Annotated in this window: 21 protein-coding genes; 6 read left to right on the top strand and 15 right to left on the bottom strand. The window is 40.1% G+C overall.

Annotation, left to right across the window (positions count from 1 at the left end; all coding sequences use genetic code 11):
* Positions 1 to 12: 12 nt before the first annotated feature.
* From ABG082_RS07175 to glsA, 5 genes are all read right to left on the bottom strand, one after another.
* A complete protein-coding gene (locus ABG082_RS07175) occupies positions 13 to 1,446 on the bottom strand; it encodes a deoxyribodipyrimidine photo-lyase (protein ID WP_348936718.1) in 1,434 nt (477 codons plus the stop codon).
* A 289-nt stretch (positions 1,447 to 1,735) separates the two neighbouring features.
* Entirely contained in the window at positions 1,736 to 5,182 is a 3,447-nt protein-coding gene (pyc, locus tag ABG082_RS07170) for a pyruvate carboxylase (protein ID WP_348936717.1), read from the bottom strand.
* 79 nt (positions 5,183 to 5,261) lie between these two features.
* On the bottom strand, positions 5,262 to 6,473 hold the full coding sequence (gene ftsW / locus ABG082_RS07165; RefSeq protein ID WP_008345051.1) for a putative lipid II flippase FtsW: 1,212 nt from the start codon (positions 6,471 to 6,473) through the stop codon (positions 5,262 to 5,264).
* Positions 6,474 to 6,683: 210 nt separating this feature from the next.
* Positions 6,684 to 6,965 (bottom strand): YlaN family protein, encoded by a 282-nt coding sequence (locus ABG082_RS07160; RefSeq protein ID WP_003212509.1) that lies wholly within the window; start codon positions 6,963 to 6,965, stop codon positions 6,684 to 6,686.
* A 122-nt stretch (positions 6,966 to 7,087) separates the two neighbouring features.
* Positions 7,088 to 8,017, bottom strand: coding sequence for a glutaminase A (gene glsA / locus ABG082_RS07155; protein ID WP_035392166.1), 930 nt, complete (start codon positions 8,015 to 8,017; stop codon positions 7,088 to 7,090).
* 120 nt (positions 8,018 to 8,137) lie between these two features.
* Between glsA and ABG082_RS07150 the strand changes: the two genes are divergently transcribed.
* A complete protein-coding gene (locus tag ABG082_RS07150; RefSeq protein ID WP_008345056.1) occupies positions 8,138 to 8,620 on the top strand; it encodes a hypothetical protein in 483 nt (160 codons plus the stop codon).
* Between the two features lie 15 nt (positions 8,621 to 8,635).
* Here ABG082_RS07150 and ABG082_RS07145 read toward each other — a convergent pair whose 3' ends face one another.
* On the bottom strand, positions 8,636 to 9,958 hold the full coding sequence (locus tag ABG082_RS07145; protein ID WP_025207279.1) for a PhoH family protein: 1,323 nt from the start codon (positions 9,956 to 9,958) through the stop codon (positions 8,636 to 8,638).
* Positions 9,959 to 10,098: 140 nt separating this feature from the next.
* Between ABG082_RS07145 and ABG082_RS07140 the strand changes: the two genes are divergently transcribed.
* Positions 10,099 to 10,716, top strand: a complete 618-nt coding sequence (locus tag ABG082_RS07140) for a YhcN/YlaJ family sporulation lipoprotein (RefSeq protein ID WP_008345059.1) — start codon at positions 10,099 to 10,101, stop codon at positions 10,714 to 10,716.
* Positions 10,717 to 11,025: 309 nt separating this feature from the next.
* Positions 11,026 to 11,256: a YlaI family protein gene (locus ABG082_RS07135; protein ID WP_008345063.1), complete on the top strand. Its 231-nt coding sequence runs from the start codon at positions 11,026 to 11,028 to the stop codon at positions 11,254 to 11,256.
* Between the two features lie 29 nt (positions 11,257 to 11,285).
* Here the strand turns inward: ABG082_RS07135 and ABG082_RS07130 are convergent, their stop codons facing one another.
* Positions 11,286 to 11,609 carry a YlaH-like family protein gene (locus ABG082_RS07130; RefSeq protein WP_025207278.1) on the bottom strand — a complete coding sequence of 108 codons (324 nt, stop codon included), beginning with the start codon at positions 11,607 to 11,609 and terminating at the stop codon, positions 11,286 to 11,288.
* A gap of 54 nt (positions 11,610 to 11,663) precedes the next feature.
* On the bottom strand, positions 11,664 to 13,502 hold the full coding sequence (gene typA / locus ABG082_RS07125; protein WP_008345068.1) for a translational GTPase TypA: 1,839 nt from the start codon (positions 13,500 to 13,502) through the stop codon (positions 11,664 to 11,666).
* A gap of 113 nt (positions 13,503 to 13,615) precedes the next feature.
* Between typA and ABG082_RS07120 the strand changes: the two genes are divergently transcribed.
* Together ABG082_RS07120 and ABG082_RS07115 are read left to right on the top strand one after the other, a co-directional pair.
* Positions 13,616 to 13,795 carry a DUF5325 family protein gene (locus ABG082_RS07120; protein ID WP_008345070.1) on the top strand — a complete coding sequence of 60 codons (180 nt, stop codon included), beginning with the start codon at positions 13,616 to 13,618 and terminating at the stop codon, positions 13,793 to 13,795.
* A 273-nt stretch (positions 13,796 to 14,068) separates the two neighbouring features.
* Entirely contained in the window at positions 14,069 to 14,704 is a 636-nt protein-coding gene (locus ABG082_RS07115) for a hypothetical protein (RefSeq protein WP_017359387.1), read from the top strand.
* A 44-nt stretch (positions 14,705 to 14,748) separates the two neighbouring features.
* Here the strand turns inward: ABG082_RS07115 and ABG082_RS07110 are convergent, their stop codons facing one another.
* From ABG082_RS07110 to ABG082_RS07085, 6 genes are all read right to left on the bottom strand, one after another.
* Positions 14,749 to 15,042, bottom strand: coding sequence for a zf-HC2 domain-containing protein (locus ABG082_RS07110; RefSeq protein ID WP_057079593.1), 294 nt, complete (start codon positions 15,040 to 15,042; stop codon positions 14,749 to 14,751).
* Positions 15,039 to 15,557: a sigma-70 family RNA polymerase sigma factor gene (locus tag ABG082_RS07105; RefSeq protein WP_035701060.1), complete on the bottom strand. Its 519-nt coding sequence runs from the start codon at positions 15,555 to 15,557 to the stop codon at positions 15,039 to 15,041. Before ABG082_RS07105 ends, ABG082_RS07110 begins: the two co-directional genes overlap by 4 nt.
* On the bottom strand, positions 15,557 to 15,820 hold the full coding sequence (locus ABG082_RS07100) for a hypothetical protein (RefSeq protein ID WP_348936716.1): 264 nt from the start codon (positions 15,818 to 15,820) through the stop codon (positions 15,557 to 15,559). Before ABG082_RS07100 ends, ABG082_RS07105 begins: the two co-directional genes overlap by 1 nt.
* Positions 15,810 to 17,663 (bottom strand): hypothetical protein, encoded by a 1,854-nt coding sequence (locus ABG082_RS07095; RefSeq protein ID WP_348936715.1) that lies wholly within the window; start codon positions 17,661 to 17,663, stop codon positions 15,810 to 15,812. The genes ABG082_RS07100 and ABG082_RS07095 overlap by 11 nt, the downstream gene beginning before the upstream one ends.
* 183 nt (positions 17,664 to 17,846) lie before the next feature.
* Entirely contained in the window at positions 17,847 to 18,653 is an 807-nt protein-coding gene (locus tag ABG082_RS07090; RefSeq protein WP_046343457.1) for an inositol monophosphatase family protein, read from the bottom strand.
* Between the two features lie 133 nt (positions 18,654 to 18,786).
* Complete coding sequence (locus tag ABG082_RS07085; protein WP_008345085.1) at positions 18,787 to 18,975, bottom strand: hypothetical protein; 189 nt, start codon at positions 18,973 to 18,975, stop codon at positions 18,787 to 18,789.
* 287 nt (positions 18,976 to 19,262) lie between these two features.
* Between ABG082_RS07085 and ABG082_RS07080 the strand changes: the two genes are divergently transcribed.
* Positions 19,263 to 19,898 carry a DUF1054 domain-containing protein gene (locus ABG082_RS07080; protein ID WP_035392176.1) on the top strand — a complete coding sequence of 212 codons (636 nt, stop codon included), beginning with the start codon at positions 19,263 to 19,265 and terminating at the stop codon, positions 19,896 to 19,898.
* 31 nt (positions 19,899 to 19,929) lie between these two features.
* Here the strand turns inward: ABG082_RS07080 and ABG082_RS07075 are convergent, their stop codons facing one another.
* The gene (locus ABG082_RS07075) at positions 19,930 to 20,199 is read right to left on the bottom strand and encodes a UPF0223 family protein (RefSeq protein WP_008345089.1); all 270 of its coding nucleotides are present in this window, start codon (positions 20,197 to 20,199) and stop codon (positions 19,930 to 19,932) included.
* Positions 20,200 to 20,305: the final 106 nt, after the last annotated feature.

Raw genomic sequence — 20,305 nt, 5'->3', positions numbered from 1 at the left:
GGGGGATTTCTTTTATGTTTGTTTCGCTTCTTCAAATAGCGAAATGGCTTTTTTTCGTCTTTCTTGATGGTCAACTGTAGGCAGAGGATATGTATCCCCCAGCACACACCCCGATTTCATTTGCTCATCTATCGGCATTTTACTCGGTTCATGAATCCATTTTTCATTCACATGCTTTAGTTCTGGTACATACCTTCTAATATATTCTCCGCTTGGATCAAATCGTTTCGACTGGGTCGTTGGGTTAAAAATACGGAAGTAAGGAACCGCATCCGTTCCAACAGAGGCCGCCCACTGAAATCCCCCAATATTCGAAGCCTCATCATAGTCGACAAGTTTTCTCGCAAAATACGCTTCGCCCTTTCTCCAATCGATGAAATAATCTTTTGTCAGGAATGAAGCCGTCACCATTCTCAAACGGTTATGCATCCAGCCTTCTTCATTTAACTGTCTCATCCCAGCGTCAACGAGCGGGAAGCCTGTTTGTCCTTTACACCAAGCTTCAAAAAGTGTCTCATCATCATTCCATTTTATATGTTGAAAGGAGGAGTTGATTTCTTTTTCTTTCATCTCTGGATAATGCGCAAAGATCATATGATAAAAATCACGCCATGCCAGCTCTTTGATAAATGTTTCCTTGCCCTCATCTTCAAAAAGTTCTTCCTCATTGACAGCATGAAAGATCGTGCGAATAGAAATGGTCCCGGTTTTTAAGAACCGAGACAGCTTGCTCGTCCCAAAAACAGACGGAATATCTCGTTTCTCGTGATAACGCGTCAATCTTTCTTGAATAAAGCCGTCTAGCGTGCTTCTCGCTTTGTCTGACCCAATCTGATCGAATTTCCTTGTACATTTCTTGATGATGTCCCTTAGTTTCTCATCTCCCTTTTCAGAAAGTGACTCATCACAAATCGTATGCTTGCTGCTCAGAAATGATTTGTCAACTTTTATCACAGACTGCTTCTCCTGCTTCCGCCACGCTTGATAGTATGGAGTAAACACTTGATAATGAGACCCATCCGCTTTTAAAATATCTCTCGCCCCATGCAGATGCGTATCTTGCCACTTTGACACATGAATACCCTTTTCTTCTAAGAAACGGGTCACTTGCTCATCACGTGTTCGACCATTTCCTACTTCGTCCTCATTAAAAAAGACCGCATTGATGTCATAAGCATTCATGAGCTTTTGAAAAGCGGACAAAATATCATCATGAATGAAATGAACATACATGTGAGATTCTCTCGCTTCCTTGACGAAATTGGCCAAGTTTTGAAAGAAATGTTCGTTGTTCAAATCCAGTTCCATTTCTGTAAAAAACGGATCTAGATGATAAAAAGCAAATAATCGGTACTGATGTTTTTTTGCATATGTGATCGCTTTTGATAAGGCGATATGATCATCCAATCGCATATCTCGGCGAAACCAAATCACGACAATTTCCACTCTTTCTTCACCTCATTCTATAGTGTAATCACTCTAGCGGGCGGCTGCACATTTTAATGCGCTCAAAAAAAGACACATCACAGTGGATGTGTCTTGGATTGTTGACAAAGGGCTAAAACGCTCTTTATTTTAGCCCTTTGTCTTCTTTTCAGCGTGATAGAAAGCCCTTGAAGTCTAGGACTGGAGCGGAGCGAATGTGACATTCGTGAGCACCAGCACGCAGGACTGACAAAGAATGCAAGGGTTTGTCTACACGCTGAGACACATCGCAGTGGATGTGTCTCACTCATTATTCAGGTTTTAAGACAATCAACAGATCTCCAGTTTGAATCCCTTCTCCATTCGTGACATGAATTTCATCCACGACTGCTGAGAACGGTGCTTGTACCGTCGTTTCCATTTTCATCGCTTCATTGATCATCAAATGCTCACCTTGAGAAATTTTCTGTCCTTTTTCAACAAGCACTTTGATCACAGTGCCTGGCATCGATGCCGCAATGTGATTTGGATTTGAGCGATCTGCCTTCATTTTTTCTTGAACGGAGGATTTGATGCTTTCATCCTTAATGACCACTTCACGCGGCTGTCCATTCAGCTCAAAGTAAAGCACTCTTGTAGCATCTGGATTCGGTTCTCCAATTGACACGAGTTTGACAATGAGGGTTTTCCCTTTTTCAATTTCTACCTCAATTTCTTCACCAAGTCTCATGCCGTAGAAGAAGGTTGGTGTGTCAAGAACAGAGATGTCTCCATAACTTTCTGCTGTTTGAACAAATTCAGAAAAGACTTTCGGGTATAAAGCATATGCAATGGCATCTTGTTCTGTTAACGTCAAGTCATGTGATTCTTTGAACTGCTTTTTGATTTCTTCAAAGTCCACTGGTTTCAGTTTCTCACCTGGTCTGACAGTAAGCGGCTCCTCCCCTTTTAAAATCAGCTTTTGCAATTTTTCTGGGAATCCGCCATGAGGCTGTCCTAAATAACCTTTAAACAATTCAACAACCGAATCTGGGAAATCCAGTGTTGCTCCTTTTTCATAAACATCCTCTTCTGTCAGATCGTTTTGCACCATATAAAGTGCCATATCTCCGACTACTTTAGAAGACGGTGTCACTTTCACAATGTCACCAAACATGTCATTTACACGTCTGTACATTTCTTTTACTTCATTCCAGCGGTCGCCAAGGCCGACTCCTTTCGCCTGCTGTTGCAGGTTACTATACTGGCCACCAGGCATTTCATGCTCATAAATTTCTGTATGCGGTGAATTCATTCCGCTTTCAAACTCATGGTAATATTTTCTGACGGAATCCCAATATTGAGAAAGACGTTCAACCGCTTGAACATTCATTTCGGGCTTTCTTTCATGTCCGTCTAAAGCATAATATAATGAGCTCGCACTTGGTTGTGATGTGAGCCCCGCCATAGAGCTGACCGCAACATCAACAATATCAACACCTGCATCAATCGCTCTTGCATAGGTGAAGAGTCCATTTCCACTCGTATCGTGTGTATGAAGGTGGATTGGAATCGTGAGCTCGTCTTTTAGAGCAGATACAAGTTCATAAGCCGCCTGCGGTTTTAATAATCCCGCCATATCTTTAATGCCTAAAATATGAGCGCCTGCGGATTCAAGCTCCTTCGCAAGAGAGACATAGTATTTCAAATCATATTTCGGACGTGATGGATCAAGAATATCACCTGTATAACAAATCGCTGCCTCTGCCACTTTGCCTGATTCACGAACAGAATCAATGGCAAGCGTCATGCCTTTGACCCAGTTTAGGCTGTCAAAAATACGGAAGACGTCAATGCCTGCCTCTGCCGATTCCTTTACAAATGCTTTAATCACATTATCCGCATAGTTTGTATATCCGACAGCGTTTGATGATCTTAATAGCATTTGGAACAAAGTGTTTGGCACTTCTTGACGAAGCTCTTTCAATCTTTCCCAAGGATCTTCTTTCAAGAAACGATATGCCACATCAAATGTAGCGCCGCCCCACATTTCCATACTGAATAACTCTGGCCATAAACCTGCTGTTGGCTGCGCAACTTTCTTTAAGTCGTGTGTTCTAAAGCGTGTTGCAAGCAGGGATTGATGTGCGTCTCTAAAAGTTGTATCCGTTAAAAGTACACTGCTTTGCTCTTTCACCCAATTGGCGAGCCCCTCAGGTCCATGCTTTTCTAACAATTGTTTTGTTCCAGAAGGAATCGTTTCATGGACAGCAAGTTTCGGCACATTTGGTTTATCAAAATGAGGCTTCTTATTTTCCGAAATACCAGGGAACCCATTAATGGTAACGTTACCAATATAAGTAAGCATTTTCGTTCCGCGGTCTTTTTGCTTAGGGAAGTTAAATAGCTCTGGTGTTGAATCAATAAACGATGTATCATATTCCCCTCTTAGAAACTTCTCGTGCTTTGCAACGTTTTCAAGAAACGGGATATTTGTTTTAATGCCACGAATCCTGAATTCTTGTAAATTTCGGACCATTTTAGCCGCAGCTTGATCGAATGTAAGTGCCCAAGTAGACAGCTTGACCAACAGTGAATCGTAATAAGGTGTAATCACCGCACCTTGGAAGCTGTTTCCTGTATCAAGACGTACTCCAAAACCACCGCCTGAACGGTAAGCCATGATTTTTCCTGTATCTGGCATGAAGTCATTCAAAGGATCTTCTGTTGTGACCCTTGATTGAATGGCAAATCCATGTGTAAAGATATCTTCTTGTTTTGGTATCCCGACTTCTTTGCTGTGGAGGTCATGTCCTTTTGCGACAAGAATTTGGGTTTGGACGATATCGACCCCTGTGATCATTTCTGTGATCGTGTGTTCCACTTGGACCCTAGGATTGACTTCAATAAAATAAAATTCCCCATTTGCCACTAGGAATTCTACAGTCCCTGCATTGATATACGATACATTCTGAGCCAGCTGAACAGCCGCTTCACAGATGTCTTCACGCAATTGATCTGACAGGGACACACTTGGTGCAACCTCAATAACTTTTTGATGACGCCTTTGAACAGAGCAGTCACGCTCATATAAATGAATGATATTGCCGTGATTGTCTCCTATCACCTGCACTTCAATATGTTTCGGATTTTCAATCAGCTTTTCAACGTATACTTCGTCATTTCCAAAAGCCGCTTTCGCCTCTGACTTTGCACGGTCATAGGCTTCGTTCAGCTCCTCTTTTGATCTGACAATCCGCATACCTCGGCCGCCGCCTCCAAGTGAAGCTTTAATAATAAACGGGTAACCATATTCTTCACCGAATTTTTCGACTTCTTTGACCGAATCAACTGGCCCGTCACTTCCTGGAATGACTGGAATTCCAGCTTTTTTCGCTTCATCTCTCGCTTTTACTTTATCTCCAAACATATCTAAATGTTGAGAAGTTGGGCCGATGAATTGGATGCCTTCCTCTTCGCATCGTCTTGCAAAATGAATGTTTTCAGATAAAAATCCGTATCCTGGATGAATCGCATCCACGTCATTTCGTTTTGCAATTTCGATGATCCCCTCGATATCAAGGTAGGCATCAATCGGCTTTTTACCTTCTCCAACTAGATATGCTTCATCGGCTTTATAGCGATGATAAGAGCCCGAGTCTTCTTTGGAGTAAATGGCCACTGTACGTAAGTTGAGCTCCGTACAGGCCCTAAAGACTCTGATAGCGATTTCCCCTCTGTTTGCAACTAGAACCTTTTGAATTGTTCTCTGTGACATTCTCACTCCTCCATATCCCTTAAAATTTTATATGTACTCTATAATAAAGGAAGAAATGAAAACTGTACACTTTTGTTTTCTAAAGATTCAAAGTTTTCTGCAATCCATTTTTTTGAATCGATGGTTTGCTGATTGATTTTTTCTTTTTATAACGCTCTTTATATTCAGTGAACATGCTGATATTCAGCAATATTCCCATACATCCACTCAGTAAAATGATAGAGGATCCCCCGTAGCTGATAAACGGAAGTGTAACCCCAGTGATCGGAATGAGCCCTGAAACACCGCCCAAATTAATACACGTTTGGATGGCAATCATTGAAGAAATTCCTATTGCAAGCAAACTTCCAAACGGATCTTCACACTTTCTCGCAATGTAAAAACCTTTCACGACAATAAAGCCAAGGAGAGCAAGGACAAAAAATACACCGAAAAAACCAAGCTCTTCCGAGATAATTGCCATGATAAAATCTGTATGCGGTTCTGGAAGGTATCCATACTTTTGTACACTCTCTCCAAGACCAAGACCAAAAAAGCCGCCTGATCCAATCGCATAATATGAATTAATCAATTGATGCCCAGAAGCGCCTGCGTCTTTAAATGGATCTTGGAAACTCTCAAAACGTCCAAGACGATTCTGCGTGAAAATTTTATCCCAAAAAAGAATAATAAACGGTGTCACAACAACCATCACCGCACTAAATAAAGCGAGCAGCTTGGCCAGCGTTTTACCGCTAAACCCTGAGCATAAAATCATCGCAAGGGCAATCATACCAATGATAAAAGCTGTCCCATAGTCTGGCTGCAAAATAATAAATCCGCATAGGATGGAGACAACCACAATTGGAGGTGTAACCCCTCTTAAAATATGGTCAATATAATGCTGCTTCTTTGCATAGACAGCAGCAAGATAAATGATGACAACGATCTTCACGAATTCCGCTGGCTGAAGACTAAAAGGTCCAAATTTGATCCAGCTTCTAGCATTCCCTGCAATGTGACCGCCAAAGTACACATAAATGAGAGAAAACACAGATAGCAAAAGCATCACAATTTGGAATCTTTTATTTAAGAGCAGCTGATACGGAATGAGGGCTGTAAAAATCAAGATGACCGCCCCGACAATCATAAATAAAAGCTGTTTCTTGAAAAAATTATCTGGCGCAGCATCATATCTGATCACAGATGTAATCATACTTGAGCTATACACCATCACCAAGCCGAATGCGCTAATTAATATAATGGCGAACAATAATGAGTAGTCATACGATTTTAGCATTCTCTTTAACATATAATCCTCTTCCTAACGTCTATTTCTACTGCTTGATATTCTCTTCTCTTAGCTGTTCTTATTCTACTACATTTTCTCCGTTTGATCCCGTTTTACCTCTTTATATTGTTCGTCTTTCATGAGACAATCAAGTCCGTTTGGCATCAATCAAAATAAAAAGGCGGACAAAAAAACTCAAACTTATGTTGTGGAAGTTTGAGTTTTCAATCATTATTTTTTTGTGAACGCATCATGAAGTGCGGATAGTTCTCTCTCAAGTTTATCGAGTAGTTTTTTGCCTTCATGTTGATCAACTAATCCAAGCCGGACAGCGAAATCAATTTCTCTCGATAATCCGAACATTTGAGTATCTAAAACCTCTTCATAAAGAGGACATTGCGGCATCGTTAAGTTGTCCATTTGCACTTGGATCAATTTTAAAATTTTATCTGCATCCAATTTTAATAAAGCCAGTGCTTTTTGCCGATGATCGACTAAAATTTCTGACGCCAAAAGTATCCCTCCGTTCCCCAGGCGAGTACCTAATTCTTCTATTTATCATAAAGCGAAACGCCCAAAATTGCAAGCAGATTTGTACAGTTCGCTCTGTAAAAATAAAAAGAAGCCATTCGTCATTAAAAGATACTCATCTCATATTTTTCACTCATGAGCTCAAGCAGCTTAATACCCGCAATACTATTCCCTTTTTCATCCAAAGCAGGCCCGAATATACCTATCCCAAAGTCGTATGGCGCCGCCCCCATAATTCCGCCTGAAACACCACTTTTAGCAGGGATTCCGATATTGATCGCAAATTCCCCGCTCGCATTGTACATACCGCATGTAACCATAAACGTTTTACAAATTCTAGCGACATCTTTCGAAAGGATTTGCTTTCCTGTCTCTGGATGCCTGCCATCTAATGAAAAAACACATGCGATCTTCGCCAAATCCAGGCTGTTCATCATGACGGCGCATTGCTTCGTATAGACGTCCATCACCTCTTCTACATTCCCTTTAATGATATGATATTGCTTCATATAATAGCACATTGCGCGGTTAATCATTGATGTTTCAAATTCGGATGCAGCGGTTTCTTTGCAATATGTAATGGTGGTGTCATTGGCAAGCTCTCTAATAAAACCAAGCAGCCGGTTCAGCTGATCTTGCGGCGTTGCCCCTCTTATTAAACTTGTAACGGCAAGCGCTCCTGCATTAATCATTGGGTTAAGCGGCTTATTTGGGCTTGCTGTCTCTAGTTTAATCATCGAATTAAACGGGTCGCCAGTCGGTTCTTGTCCAACATATTGAAACACTTTTTTCGGTCCTTCTTCTGAGAGCACGAGCGCCAGTGCTAATACTTTTGAAATACTTTGCAGGGTGAATCGTTTATCAACATTTCCTGCTGAGTGGCACGTATTACTCACATGATAAACAGCGACAGATAAATCCGATTGATCCGCTTTACCGAGTGCCGGAATATAGGATGCTACCTTTCCATTTTTGGCCACCTTTTTTGCCTCTTCTACAAATCGCTGAAGCTCTTCATTGTCACGACATGCCATGCCCAAAATCCTCCCTGTTTTTCGTCTAATCGTAGTTTGTACAAGGAGGTGCATGTTTATGAAAGTGACAAAGCGGGCGAAAACTTCTATAATTTATGTTGGAAAGGGGTTGTCTTGAACATGAGCATTATTCAAATCAAGGGGAACGTACAATACAAGATCACCATTGATCCGAGTGTATGGATTTTTGATGACCGTAAATTTTTAATGGATTCATTTTTTGAGAAAAGTGCAGCAAACGAAGAGCAGCAGCTAGATCAGGAGCTTGATCAAGAGCGGGTCATAAGAGAAGGTCAAACACTTCCACCCACATTAAAAACAGAGAAAAAATACGAAAAAGAAAGACTTGTCACAGGCAGCTTCGGGATGAAACTTGGCGACATGATAAAAAATGCAGAACCGCTCGAACAAGCGGAGACGTGTGAATTTGTCACAGAAACAGAAACAATTGCTGTTCCGCTCTCTAAGGCGATGGATAGCATTGCCCATTTCAGCCAAAATGGAAAACCTATAACAGAAGAAGGACCAATCCACGTTTATTTCGAGGATCAGTCCAACATCACTCAGCCGATTAAAGGCGTCAAAGAGTTAATCATTACATAAGATGGCGGGTCTGGACTATAATAAATCAGCTGCAAGCTGTGCAAGTCCAGACCTTTCTCCTTTGACAAGCTTGACATGTCCAGATATTTGCTGCCCTTTGAAACGCTCAATGACATATGTGAGCCCATTATTTAAGCTGTCTAAATAAGGGTGATCAATCTGCTCTGGGTCTCCCATCAGCACAATTTTACTTCCCTCACCAACCCGCGTTAATAATGTTTTTACTTCGTGTTTTGTTAAATTTTGCGCCTCATCGATAATGATAAATTGATCAGGGATACTTCTCCCGCGAATATACGTTAAAGCTTCCACTTGAATTGAACCGATGCCCGCTAGTATCGCATCGAGTTCACCAGGTTTTTTTGTGTTAAATAAAAATTCTAGGTTGTCATAGATCGGCTGCATCCACGGTCTGAGTTTCTCTTCTTTTTCGCCTGGCAAATACCCTAAGTCCTTACCAACAGGAACAATGGAGCGGGCCACGATGAGCTTTTTAAACATACCGAGGTCCTCTGTCTGCATTAATCCAGCAGCAAGTGCAAGCAGTGTCTTTCCTGTTCCCGCTTTTCCGATAAGTGTCACAAGCGGAATATCGCGGCGTAAAAGTAACTCAAGCGCCATCGTTTGCTGGACATTTTTTGGGCGAATTCCCCAAATATGTTCTTGGTCATAAATAAGCCGTTTCACATGCTCTGCTTTTTGATCAAGCATCCCCAAAGCAGAACCACCCTCATTTCCCTTCATAATAACAAATTGATGAGGGTTTAATGGCGTTTGGGTGACGTCTTTTATCGGTAACTGATTTTGCTTATAAAATGTATTCAGCTGCTCAGTCGGAATATAGAGCTCGTGATAGCCGTTATCAATGTCTTCATTTTGTAGCACACGATCGCTTAAGAAATCCTCTGCTTGCAGACCAATGGCATCTGCCTTTACTCGCACCAGGACATCTTTGCTGACCAAAATGACAGGCCGGCCATCCGGTTTTGTTTCTTCCTCTAAGCTCAAATTCTTCGCAACAGCCAAAATCCGGTTATCGTTTGTTTTTTCGATGAAAATTTCTTGAAGTTCATGGAAAGAGCGATGATTCAGCTCAATACGCAGCGTTCCTTTTGACTCCAGCGTAATTTTTTCATGCAGTTTCCCTTTCGATCTCAACCCGTCGATTAAACGTGAGACACGTCGTGCATTTTGCCCAACCTCGTCCATATATCTTTTTTTCGAGTCTACTTCTTCTAACACTACGGCCGGAATCACGACCTCGTTGTCTTCAAATGAAAAGATTGAATTCGGATCCTGTAATAACACATTTGTGTCTAATACATAAATTTTACTCAGGTCCTTCGCCTCCTGATCGGGGTTTCATTCATCCTTGTCTTTCCAAAAACGATTGTTAAAATATATGTTTTCATGAATAAAGTTAGAAGGTTAATTCAACAATAAAATAAATCATGCAGTTTGTGAAGGAGGGAATACACATGCGACTATTTTTGACGTTATTCATGGTTCAAACCATTCTTTTATTAGGCGCTTGCCAACATCAAGAGAAGCCTTTGGCACAAGAACATCAAGACGGAAACAAGCATTTAGTAAGAGTATCAGACTCATCCAAGAAAAACACTGACAAAGCCCGCCCATCAACAGATGTGGCAAAACACCTAGTGAATGTGACTGAGCATGTAGCAGATGTAAATGACGCAACAGCGATCGTCATCGGCAAGTATGCTGTCGTCGGCATTGATGTAAAAGATGATTTAGATAGAAGCAAAGTTGAAACCATTAAATATTCAGTCGCCAAAGCACTGAAAAATGATCCAGAAGGTGCGAATGCTGTGGTCGTCGCTGATCCTGATACAGTGAGCCGTTTAAAGGAAATGGGCAAAGAAATTCAAGCAGGCAGGCCAGTAAGCGGTATTATGGATGAACTAGCAGCCATTGTGGGACGTGTGATGCCAGAAATGCCTCGAAATGAAATCGACCGTAACGAAACAGATCCGACAAATGATCCGAACCATCAGCTCAAGCAACAAGATCAAAAGCAATTAGAAAAAAACCAAAACGATCAATCAAACCATCATATGAATCAGAAGAAATAATGAGAACGGCTTATATCTCTTGTGATATAAGCCTCAGATTGTTGACAAAGGGCTAAAATGAACTTTATTTTGGCTCTTTGTCTTCTTTTCAGCGTGATAGAAAACCTTTGTAGCCCTAGGAAGGACGAGCATCGGCGCGGAGCGAATTTGACATTCGTGAGCACCGAAGCGCAGGACTGACACCGAATGCGAGGGTTTGTCTACACGCTGCGGCTTATATCTCTTGTGATATAAGCCTTTTTTATACTGATTTTAAGTGGCTCAAAAAACATGCTATAATGAAGGCATGACCAAAGTGAGGTGAAAATGATGAGAGTGAAGTGCTCATTATGTGAAAAGCTTGAAACCATTAATGATGATACACTTGTTGCTAAACGGTTAAGAAATCGACCGATTCATACATATATGTGCGATGACTGCCAAGAAAGAATTAAAGTAAAGACAGAGGCACGCATCAAAACTGGCAGATTCTCTCTTTATCAAGATCCTGCGACGAAAGAGAAAAAGAAGAAAAAAGGAAAAAAAGAACAGAAGACATAAAAAAGACCTGACACAAGTTCAGGTCTTTTTTACGTACTCACTGTTCCTTCTTTTTTCGCACGATGCAGCCGTATTTTATAAATAATCAAAATGACAGCTGCCACAACCAGGCCTTCTGCTACTGGCAAGAAGATTCCTAGAAATGTGAGAAACGTGCAGCCAAAAATCAAAAACAAATAAATGACAAGTGCTTTTAAAATCGGTAAACGTCTAGCAAAGCCGAGTTTAAAAACAATAATCGCTAAAACAAGGATGGTGCCATATAGGAGCCACATCCCTATTTGCGGATTTTCATCGACACGAAACAGCATCGCGAAAAAGGATAGATTCTCACTTACTTCCTGATCATTCAAAAAGATTCCCTCCCCTTATCTTTCAGGGTTCTATCTTTTTAATTCTTCATGGAATTAAGATAATCCTGCTAGCTTTTTCTTCTTCGCAGCTTTCTCACGTTCGTTTTTATCTAAAATTTTCTTTCTTAAACGGATCGATTCCGGTGTAACCTCACAGTATTCGTCTTCATTTAAGTACTCAAGAGATTCCTCAAGTGACATAATACGTGGTTTTTTCATGCTAACCGTTTGATCTTTTGTCGCTGAACGTACGTTTGTTTGTTGTTTCATACGGCTCACGTTGACAACAAGATCGTTTTCACGGTTATGCTCACCAACAATCATTCCTTGGTATACTTCAACACCCGGCTCAACGAAAATCACACCGCGCTCTTCAACGCCTTGGATTCCGTAAGCAGTTGCTTTACCTGTTTCCATTGAAACAAGTACACCTTGACGGCGTCCGCCAACTTGACCAGACTGCATCGGCTGGTAGCTGTCAAATGTATGGTTCAAAATACCAAAACCACGAGTTAATGAAAGAAATTCAGTTGTATATCCGATTAAACCACGTGATGGAACTGTAAAGATCAGGCGAACTTGACCGTTACCATTATTGATCATGTCAATCATTTCACCTTTTCTTGCACCCATTGATTCCATAACAGAGCCAGTATGCTCTTCAGGTACATCAATTTGAACACGCTCTACAGGCTCACATCGAACACCATCTACTTCTTTTACAATAACTTCTGGCTTCGATACTTGCAGTTCAAATCCTTCACGTCTCATATTCTCAATCAGAATTGATAAATGAAGCTCACCGCGTCCTGATACGACCCAAGCATCAGGTGAATCCGTTGGATCTACACGAAGACTTACGTCTGTTTGAAGCTGCTGTTCTAAACGCTCTTCAATTTTACGTGATGTCACGTACTTTCCTTCACGGCCTGCAAATGGGCTGTTATTGACAACAAATGTCATTTGAAGTGTCGGCTCATCAATACGAAGGATCGGCAAAGCCTCTTGGTGTTCTACCGGGCAGACTGTTTCTCCTACGTTGATGTCTTCCATACCAGATACTGCGACAAGATCTCCAGCTTTCGCTTCATTGATTTCCACTCGTTTTAACCCTTGGAAACCAAAAATCTTCGTCACGCGGAATTGTTTTACACTGCCATCCACTTTCATTAGAGCAACTTGCTGTCCTACTTGCATCGTTCCTCTAAATACACGCCCAATTCCAATTCTTCCAACATAATCATTGTAATCAAGTAGCGCCACTTGGAATTGAAGCGGTTCTTCATGGTTGTCGACTGGGCATGGGATATGGTTGACAATCGCTTCAAACAACGATTCCATGTTTTCATCTTGCTTACTAGCATCGTTACTTGCTGTACCATTGATTGCTGATGCATATACAACTGGGAATTCAAGCTGTTCTTCTGTTGCATCCAATTCAATGAACAAGTCAATGACTTCATCGACTACTTCAGCTGGACGAGCAAAGTCACGGTCAATTTTATTGACAACAACAATTGGTGTTAAGTTTTGCTCAAGTGCTTTTTTTAGCACGAATCGTGTTTGAGGCATACAACCTTCATATGCATCCACAACGAGAAGTACACCATCTACCATTTTCATGATACGCTCAACTTCACCACCGAAATCGGCGTGTCCTGGTGTATCTAAAATATTAATGCGTGTATCTTTATAATGGATCGCAGTATTTTTAGCTAAGATCGTAATACCGCGCTCTCGCTCTAAATCATTTGAATCCATGGCTCTCTCAGCGATATTTTCATTCGCACGGAAAGTACCAGCTTGATGGAGCAATTGGTCAACAAGCGTCGTTTTACCATGGTCAACGTGGGCAATAATTGCGATGTTGCGAAGGTCTTTTCGAAGTTTCACATTTTCATCTCCTAAAATAATTAGATAACTTTCATATTATATCACAATCCCCTTTAAATGCCGATCGTTTTTCTGTAAACTTATATTAACTCTAAAAAAAGGGATGGAGACAAATGAAACAAATCAAATGGCTTCTATTATTATGTGCATTACTTGCCGTCGTCAGTATGGCGTTTATTGGAGTGTCTGTTGCAGAAAAAAGCATACTGGGAACATGCTTAAGTATTGTGTTCGCCATGATTTTCATGGGTACAGGATTTACATTAAAACGAAAATTAAACGTACAATCATAAAATTTATGAAAAGCCTTTTACATTTTACATGTAGAAGGCTTTTATTTTGGGTAAAAACAAGACTAACCACCTATGTAACCCTAGTGATTCAACTAAAAACTTCATATAGAGTTGGCAAATATAAGCAATCTGAACTCTTCCATTTTTCGACAAGAACTTTTATAGTTCTCCAAAAACAAACACAAAGTTACATTTTTCCTATTCTTCCACAAAGTTTCTCATGGTATGCTGTTCTTGCAACAAAATTTAACAGAAAAGGGAGAGAAAAGAAGCATGAAGAAGTTTTTGAGCAAATCGCTCAGCTCTGTTGTATTTTTCGCTTTAGCTATCATTTTTACTTTCACAACAGTAGCTCCTGGGCAAGCAAGTGCTGCAACTTTCAAAGGGATTCCTTTTGAGCAGCAACAAATTATTAAAGATTTATTGGAGAAAAACGAGCGTGTTATCAGCATTCTCATCAATTCATTTGTTGAGGAAGACAACAACTACACATTTGATGTGAAAAAAGCTGTTGAGCTCGGTCTTACTGAAGAAGAAGCGGCGACTGCTGAGAAATTCTTAGATCGCGCAGCTGTTCTTACAATCGTTTTCAGTGAAAGCATCACTAAAAACGAAAAAGGAAAATTAGTTTTTGATGCAGAAAAAGCTGTTGAACTTGGTCTTACTAAAGAAGAAGCAACTAAATTCGAAAAGCTTTTCAAATCAGTGATCAGAATTGCTGATCTTGCTGGTGATGCACTTGTTCTAGACAAAAAAGGAAACGTTGTAATTGATTCTAAAATCGCTAAAGGTCTTGGATTCAGCTCTACTGAATTACTTGTTTTCAACCAATTGCTTAAGAAAATTCCTCAAGAGCAATTAAAAACGTTCTATGATGCAGTTCAAATTGCTAAAGAAAAATTGAACTAAGCTCAAAAAACCCCCATCCGGTTCATCCAGATGGGGGTTCTTTCTTATATCCAATAGATCAAGAGCATGATGAGATAGACGATACTAAAAACGATACTTGCCCGTAATAACAGTTTTCCATAGTAGCGCTTTTCAAACTTTCTTTTTTCTTCTTTTTCATCTATGAACGGTATGAAATCTGTTGACTTTGCAATAGAGACTGGTTCTTTCATTTCTTCATATAGATGAAGGCATTTTTCGCATGAACGTAAGTGCTCATTCACTAATTGATTTGTTTCTTCACTCGTGTCCCCTTCTATATAAAGTGGTAATAGTTCTTCAATCAAATAACAGCTCATTTGTTGAACTCCTCACAATGTAGCTTTCGTTTCAGCTCTAATCTTGCTCGATGAAGGGTTGTCTTTACTTTAGATAAGGTCCAATTCAAAATTTCCGCTACTTCTTCATACGATAATTCCTGAATATCTCTTAAAATGAGGACTTCTCGGTAAGAATCCTTCAATTGATTGATCTGGCTCCACAGCCTTTGAATATCAGCTTGAGTTTCTAAATGGTCTTCAGGTGTCATGAATATCTGCTGCTCTAAAAAATCAGCTTTTTCTACATCCGTAAAAGTTCGTTTTACTTTTCGGCGATAGTCGTTGACAAATGTATGATAAGCAATGGTGTAAAGCCATGTTTTAATGCTTGAATGTCCTTTAAAAGAGGATAATCCATGCAGTGCCTTGATAAATACATCCTGCGCAAGATCCTTGGCTGTTTCGACATTTCCCGTTCTGCGATATAAATATTTGGTGATTTCCTGAAAATATTCTTCATATATTTTTTCAATTTGATTGGTCGGTCTAGACATCAAAAATAAAACCACACAGTCATCCAAATTGATAAAACGATAAAAAAGAAGTATAACGAAGAAATAAACCACTTCATGCGTTTTAATTCGAGATAATCGCTCTGATCCTCAGTGTGGACAGGAGCAAACTCATTTCCCTTAACAGAATGCTGAAACTGCTTTTCATGCGCATTCATCCAGTTAGAAGCCTTTTCTCCAAGCTCCCCTTCCTGATACAATTCATATAAATCTTGAAAGATGGCTTGTTTTTCTTTATCTGTCAAAACGTTGCACCTCTTTTGTTCGTCCATTCACTTCATATATTTTCCGCTCATTCGATCCGAAGGTTTGAATGATCACAAACCACGAAATGCTCATTTTCCCCTCTTTGTCGATCATTCTCACCGGCTTGATTTGTTTTTTATAGATGGCATAAGGTTCATACTTTTTGAGAACTTGCTGATAGACTTCATCACGTTCTTGATTCGATACCGTATGCGGTAAAGAAGAGTCTGATTGCCAATTCAACGCAATTCCATCGGCATCTCTCGTCACATGAAGTAAATGGGATGACCCGTTAAAAGTATATTGTTTGTGTTCACGAGATCCTGTTTCTGTCTTCACGTCTTTTGACTGTTCCCCTATCATTTCCAACAAATCTTCGTCACTGATATTTCCTTTTTTCTGTTGAAGAATCGCTTTTGATAGCTGTATTTTTAGCAATTCTTTCGTTGAACCATTAAACACAAATGTAGATTGATCGGCTGTCTTTACCTCCACTTCATGCTGCCACTGAAAATAAAAGCCATCAACGTCTGTGATCTGATAATCTGTTGGCTGTAAATTTAGTTTTTTATAGATACGATTTATTTTCGTTTTCATTTCTTTGTTTGTTAAATTGATCCCGTCTATATCCCTTAATTGAAAGATGGCGTTCCCATATTGCGCTTGTCGAAGCGTCTCTTTTTTCCATGTGGCAAACGCTAGGCTCTCATCTTTATTCTGAGACATTTTTGGCAAAAGAAGAACGCTTGTCTCCCCGTCTTCTTTTTCAATCACTACATGAATGCGGTCTAGATCAACGGATCGGCCGCTTCTTTCAAAAAATTCAATGGTTTTTTCCCTATATTCTTTATCGGTCAAATGCTGACCCTTTGCGCGACCATTATAAAAATAGCTGTTTAATTCACCTGTAAACGCAGAAACATTCACTTCATATTGATCGGCTGCAAACACGTAGTGATCAGAGATCGGCTGTTTACTAGTCGTTGAATATAATGTAGTGTCCGATGGTACAAACTTTGAAGCGAATGCTTTTGCACTTGCTTCAGATAAAGGGCGATATTCTTCTGAGAAAGTATCTGTCAGTTCCGTTTTAGTAAATTGAAACATGATATGTGGGAGATTTAGGATCGGGTTCAGCATTAGCGTAAAAAAGACGACAATTCCCCAAGCACCCCACTGTCTCAACTTCACCTTGTTTTGTAGTAACGCACATAACAAATGTAATGTCATAAAGCTTCCTGCGGCCGCTACTAAAATCACAATGGATTTAAACGAAGATTGTAGCTCATACTTCGAGATAGAAGGATAAAAAATATACAGCAGCGCAGCGAAAATCAGGCCATAGAAAAACAGCAATTCTTTCCACTTCTGATGCCAAAACAAACGAAAGAATAGGTGAAGTACCAAAGCGGCAAAGCCAATCATAAGCAAAATGATGATCAAATCTCTCCATATCAGCTCCGCATCACCGCTGAGAAAGAACTTTTTGCTCTCAACTAACACAATAAATACCGTTTGACATAAAGGCAGAAGTAACACAGATAAATCAAATGCAAAAAACATGCCCCTATTTTTTAAATAAGGAAGAGAAATCACATAGAAAAGTGATGCAAGTAAGACATATCCATAGATGAGAAATTGCATGAAATCTGTCAGCACTTCAAATGTTTCGATCGTATACTGTCTAGCTAGAACTTGGTGAATCATCTCAAGTGTCATACTCCCTAGCAGAACTACTCTTAATACGATTCCAACATAAAATACATAACTACTCTTCTTTTCTTTCCATATGGGAAGTGTAATGAAAAGGACAAATAGTCCAAGCACACACCATTGAATCATGTGGATACTGTACTCATTTAAAATAAAAAACCTTTCAAAATGGAGGGATAAATCACTAAACAAATCAAACATTGCTACACAATCCTTTACATCAAATTAAGGCCTCATTCGTTTAGACATCTGCCTTACCAAAAAGTTTCAGGAAAAACAAAAAATCACTTCATTCTCATGAAGTGATGTTGTTTATTTTTTATTTCCGCTTCCTTTTATGTAATCATGCAAGATTTTCTCACAGACGGATCGATTTCCGGCAACAATGCTATTTTTCTCTAGAAACGTTAAGCGTTCTCCGTGAATATTCGAGTAAACAGCGCCTACCTCATCAAGCAACACACATCCAGCAGCATAATCCCATGGCGCTAGCCTTAACGTGACATATGCGTCGCTTCTTCCGCTTGCAATATAAGCCAGTTCAAGTGCAGCTGATCCAATCGTTCTTGTTCCTCTCACATCGCGTACGAGACGGGCAAACGGCTTAGCGTCAAAATGGGGGCTTTCAATCGCCCATGTTGGGTTAATGCCGACAATGGCTTTTTCAATGGCGACATCTTTTAAAGGCGGGAGTAAGGTATCGTTCATATACGCTCCTTCTCCTTTGACTGCATGATAGAGCTCGTCATGAATGACGTCATAAATAAGACCGATTTTCCCCACACCATGTTCAAATATCCCAATTGAAATGGCAAAATTTCGTTTTTGATGGACAAAGTTCATGGTGCCATCAATTGGATCAATGATCCATACTATCCCGTCAAGAGAGGTCACTTCTTCCCCTTGGCCCTCTTCTCCTAAAATATGATGATCTGAAAATGTCGACTGTATCTTTTCAATGAAGAAACGTTCTGTTTCTTTATCGATGTTTGTGACAAGATCATTTGGATTTGATTTTGTTTCAATTGATAGACCTTCCTGCATGGATTCTTTAATGCGGCTACCCGCTTCTTTTACCCAAAGCTTTGCAAGTCGGTCAATTTCCACCCAGTTTGTCATCGGACTGTAAACCTCTTTTCTATGTAGTACCTATTTGTATTAGCATACTGATATTATGTACGTAAAAGCAAGAAAAAAGCAGCTTCATACAAAAACGAACCGATGAATTGGTTCGTTTTTACCTCACCTTGTTTTACCCTTGAAGCTGCTCCCATTCTTTTCTTAGGCGCTCAAGCTTTCGTTTGCTGCGTTCTACTTGGATATCGTCTTTTTGCTCGATGGCTTCATGAAGCGTAGAAAGCTCATAATCAACCTCTAATCTCCACACAGCGATGCGATTCTTCTTCTCTTGTCTATACCCATGCTTCACGATTTGCTTCATTGGTCAACGCCCCTTCCAGAGAATGATTCATTCCTTGTCAGTTTTCATTGATAAAAAATACAATCGATAAGAGAAATGGTTCTTGCTTATATCGTATGAAGCGATCGCATAACCGCAACGACATTCTGAAAATTGTGTTTTTACCTATTTGTTATGTACCACAAAATCGATGTTTTTAAACGCCGAACCAAGATCCCTGCTATCTTTCTCTTTAAAGTGCATCTTTTTTTGAGCTTGACCCAAGCTATGATAAAATATGATCAGCGAAAAGATACAGGAGGCATAACATGAGTGAAATGCGTTTTAGAGATGAAGATTTTGAAACATTCACAGTAGACGGTTTAGATGAACGTATGGCCGTATTAAAAGAGAGAGTCCGTCCAAAGCTTGAAGCACTTGGTGAACATTTTGCACCGCTTCTTTCTTCTATTACAGGAGACGAAATGTTTGTCCACGTGGCAAAACATGCAAGAAGATCAGTCAACCCGCCAAATGACACTTGGGTGGCTTTCGCTAACAGTAAGCGTGGGTATAAAAAGCTCCCTCATTTTCAAATTGGGCTTTGGAAAACTCATGTATTTGTATGGTTTGCGCTCATTTATGAATCTCCAGTAAAAGGTGAATATGGGCAATTATTCGAAAAAGAGCTGGACACGATCCAAAAGAAAATACCGCAAGACTTTGTTTGGTCTAAGGATCATATGAAACCGGACGTCCTCCGCCACAGCGAACTTGATGCTGAACAGCTGAGAACACTATTTGAACGTGTTCAAACAGTCAAAAAGGCCGAACTCCTTTGCGGCATCCAGCTTCCTAGAGAAGAAGTTGTTCAAATGAATAATGAAGAATTCTTATCAAAAATTGAAGATGCCTTCCGCACAGTAACTTATCTATACCGCTTTACACAAAAAGAATCTGTATAAAAAAACGAGCCTATCTATATAGGCTCGTTTTTTACATCCGTATCATAGCTGTTTCTTCAGCCTCTCTTGCACTTTTTACTGTGCGATAAGGGGAATACCCACTTCCCTTTTCAAACGCCGCACAATGCGTCTTTTCTTCTGCTTTTGATGGTACAACTTCTTTAAATCGTTTATAAGCCTCTAGTAACGCTTGTTTCGCAATTCCTGTTTCATAGGCTTTTTCAACGGCTTGAAAAAATGAAATGACCGCCATCTTTTCTTCAGTTGTCCAGTCGACGTCCATTGGATATTGATATTCCATTTACTTGTCCCTCACTTTAATCCACATTTCTTATTTGAACTTTTATTATAGCATCTGTTTGATCAGAATCCGATTGATTTTATGCTTTACATTCCGATCAGTTCAT

The sequence above is a fragment of the Bacillus sp. BS1807G30 genome (assembly GCF_040047675.1).
GTDB classification, from domain to species: Bacteria; Bacillota; Bacilli; order Bacillales; family Bacillaceae; genus Bacillus; species Bacillus altitudinis.
This window is presented reverse-complemented; position numbering and strand designations above follow the sequence as displayed.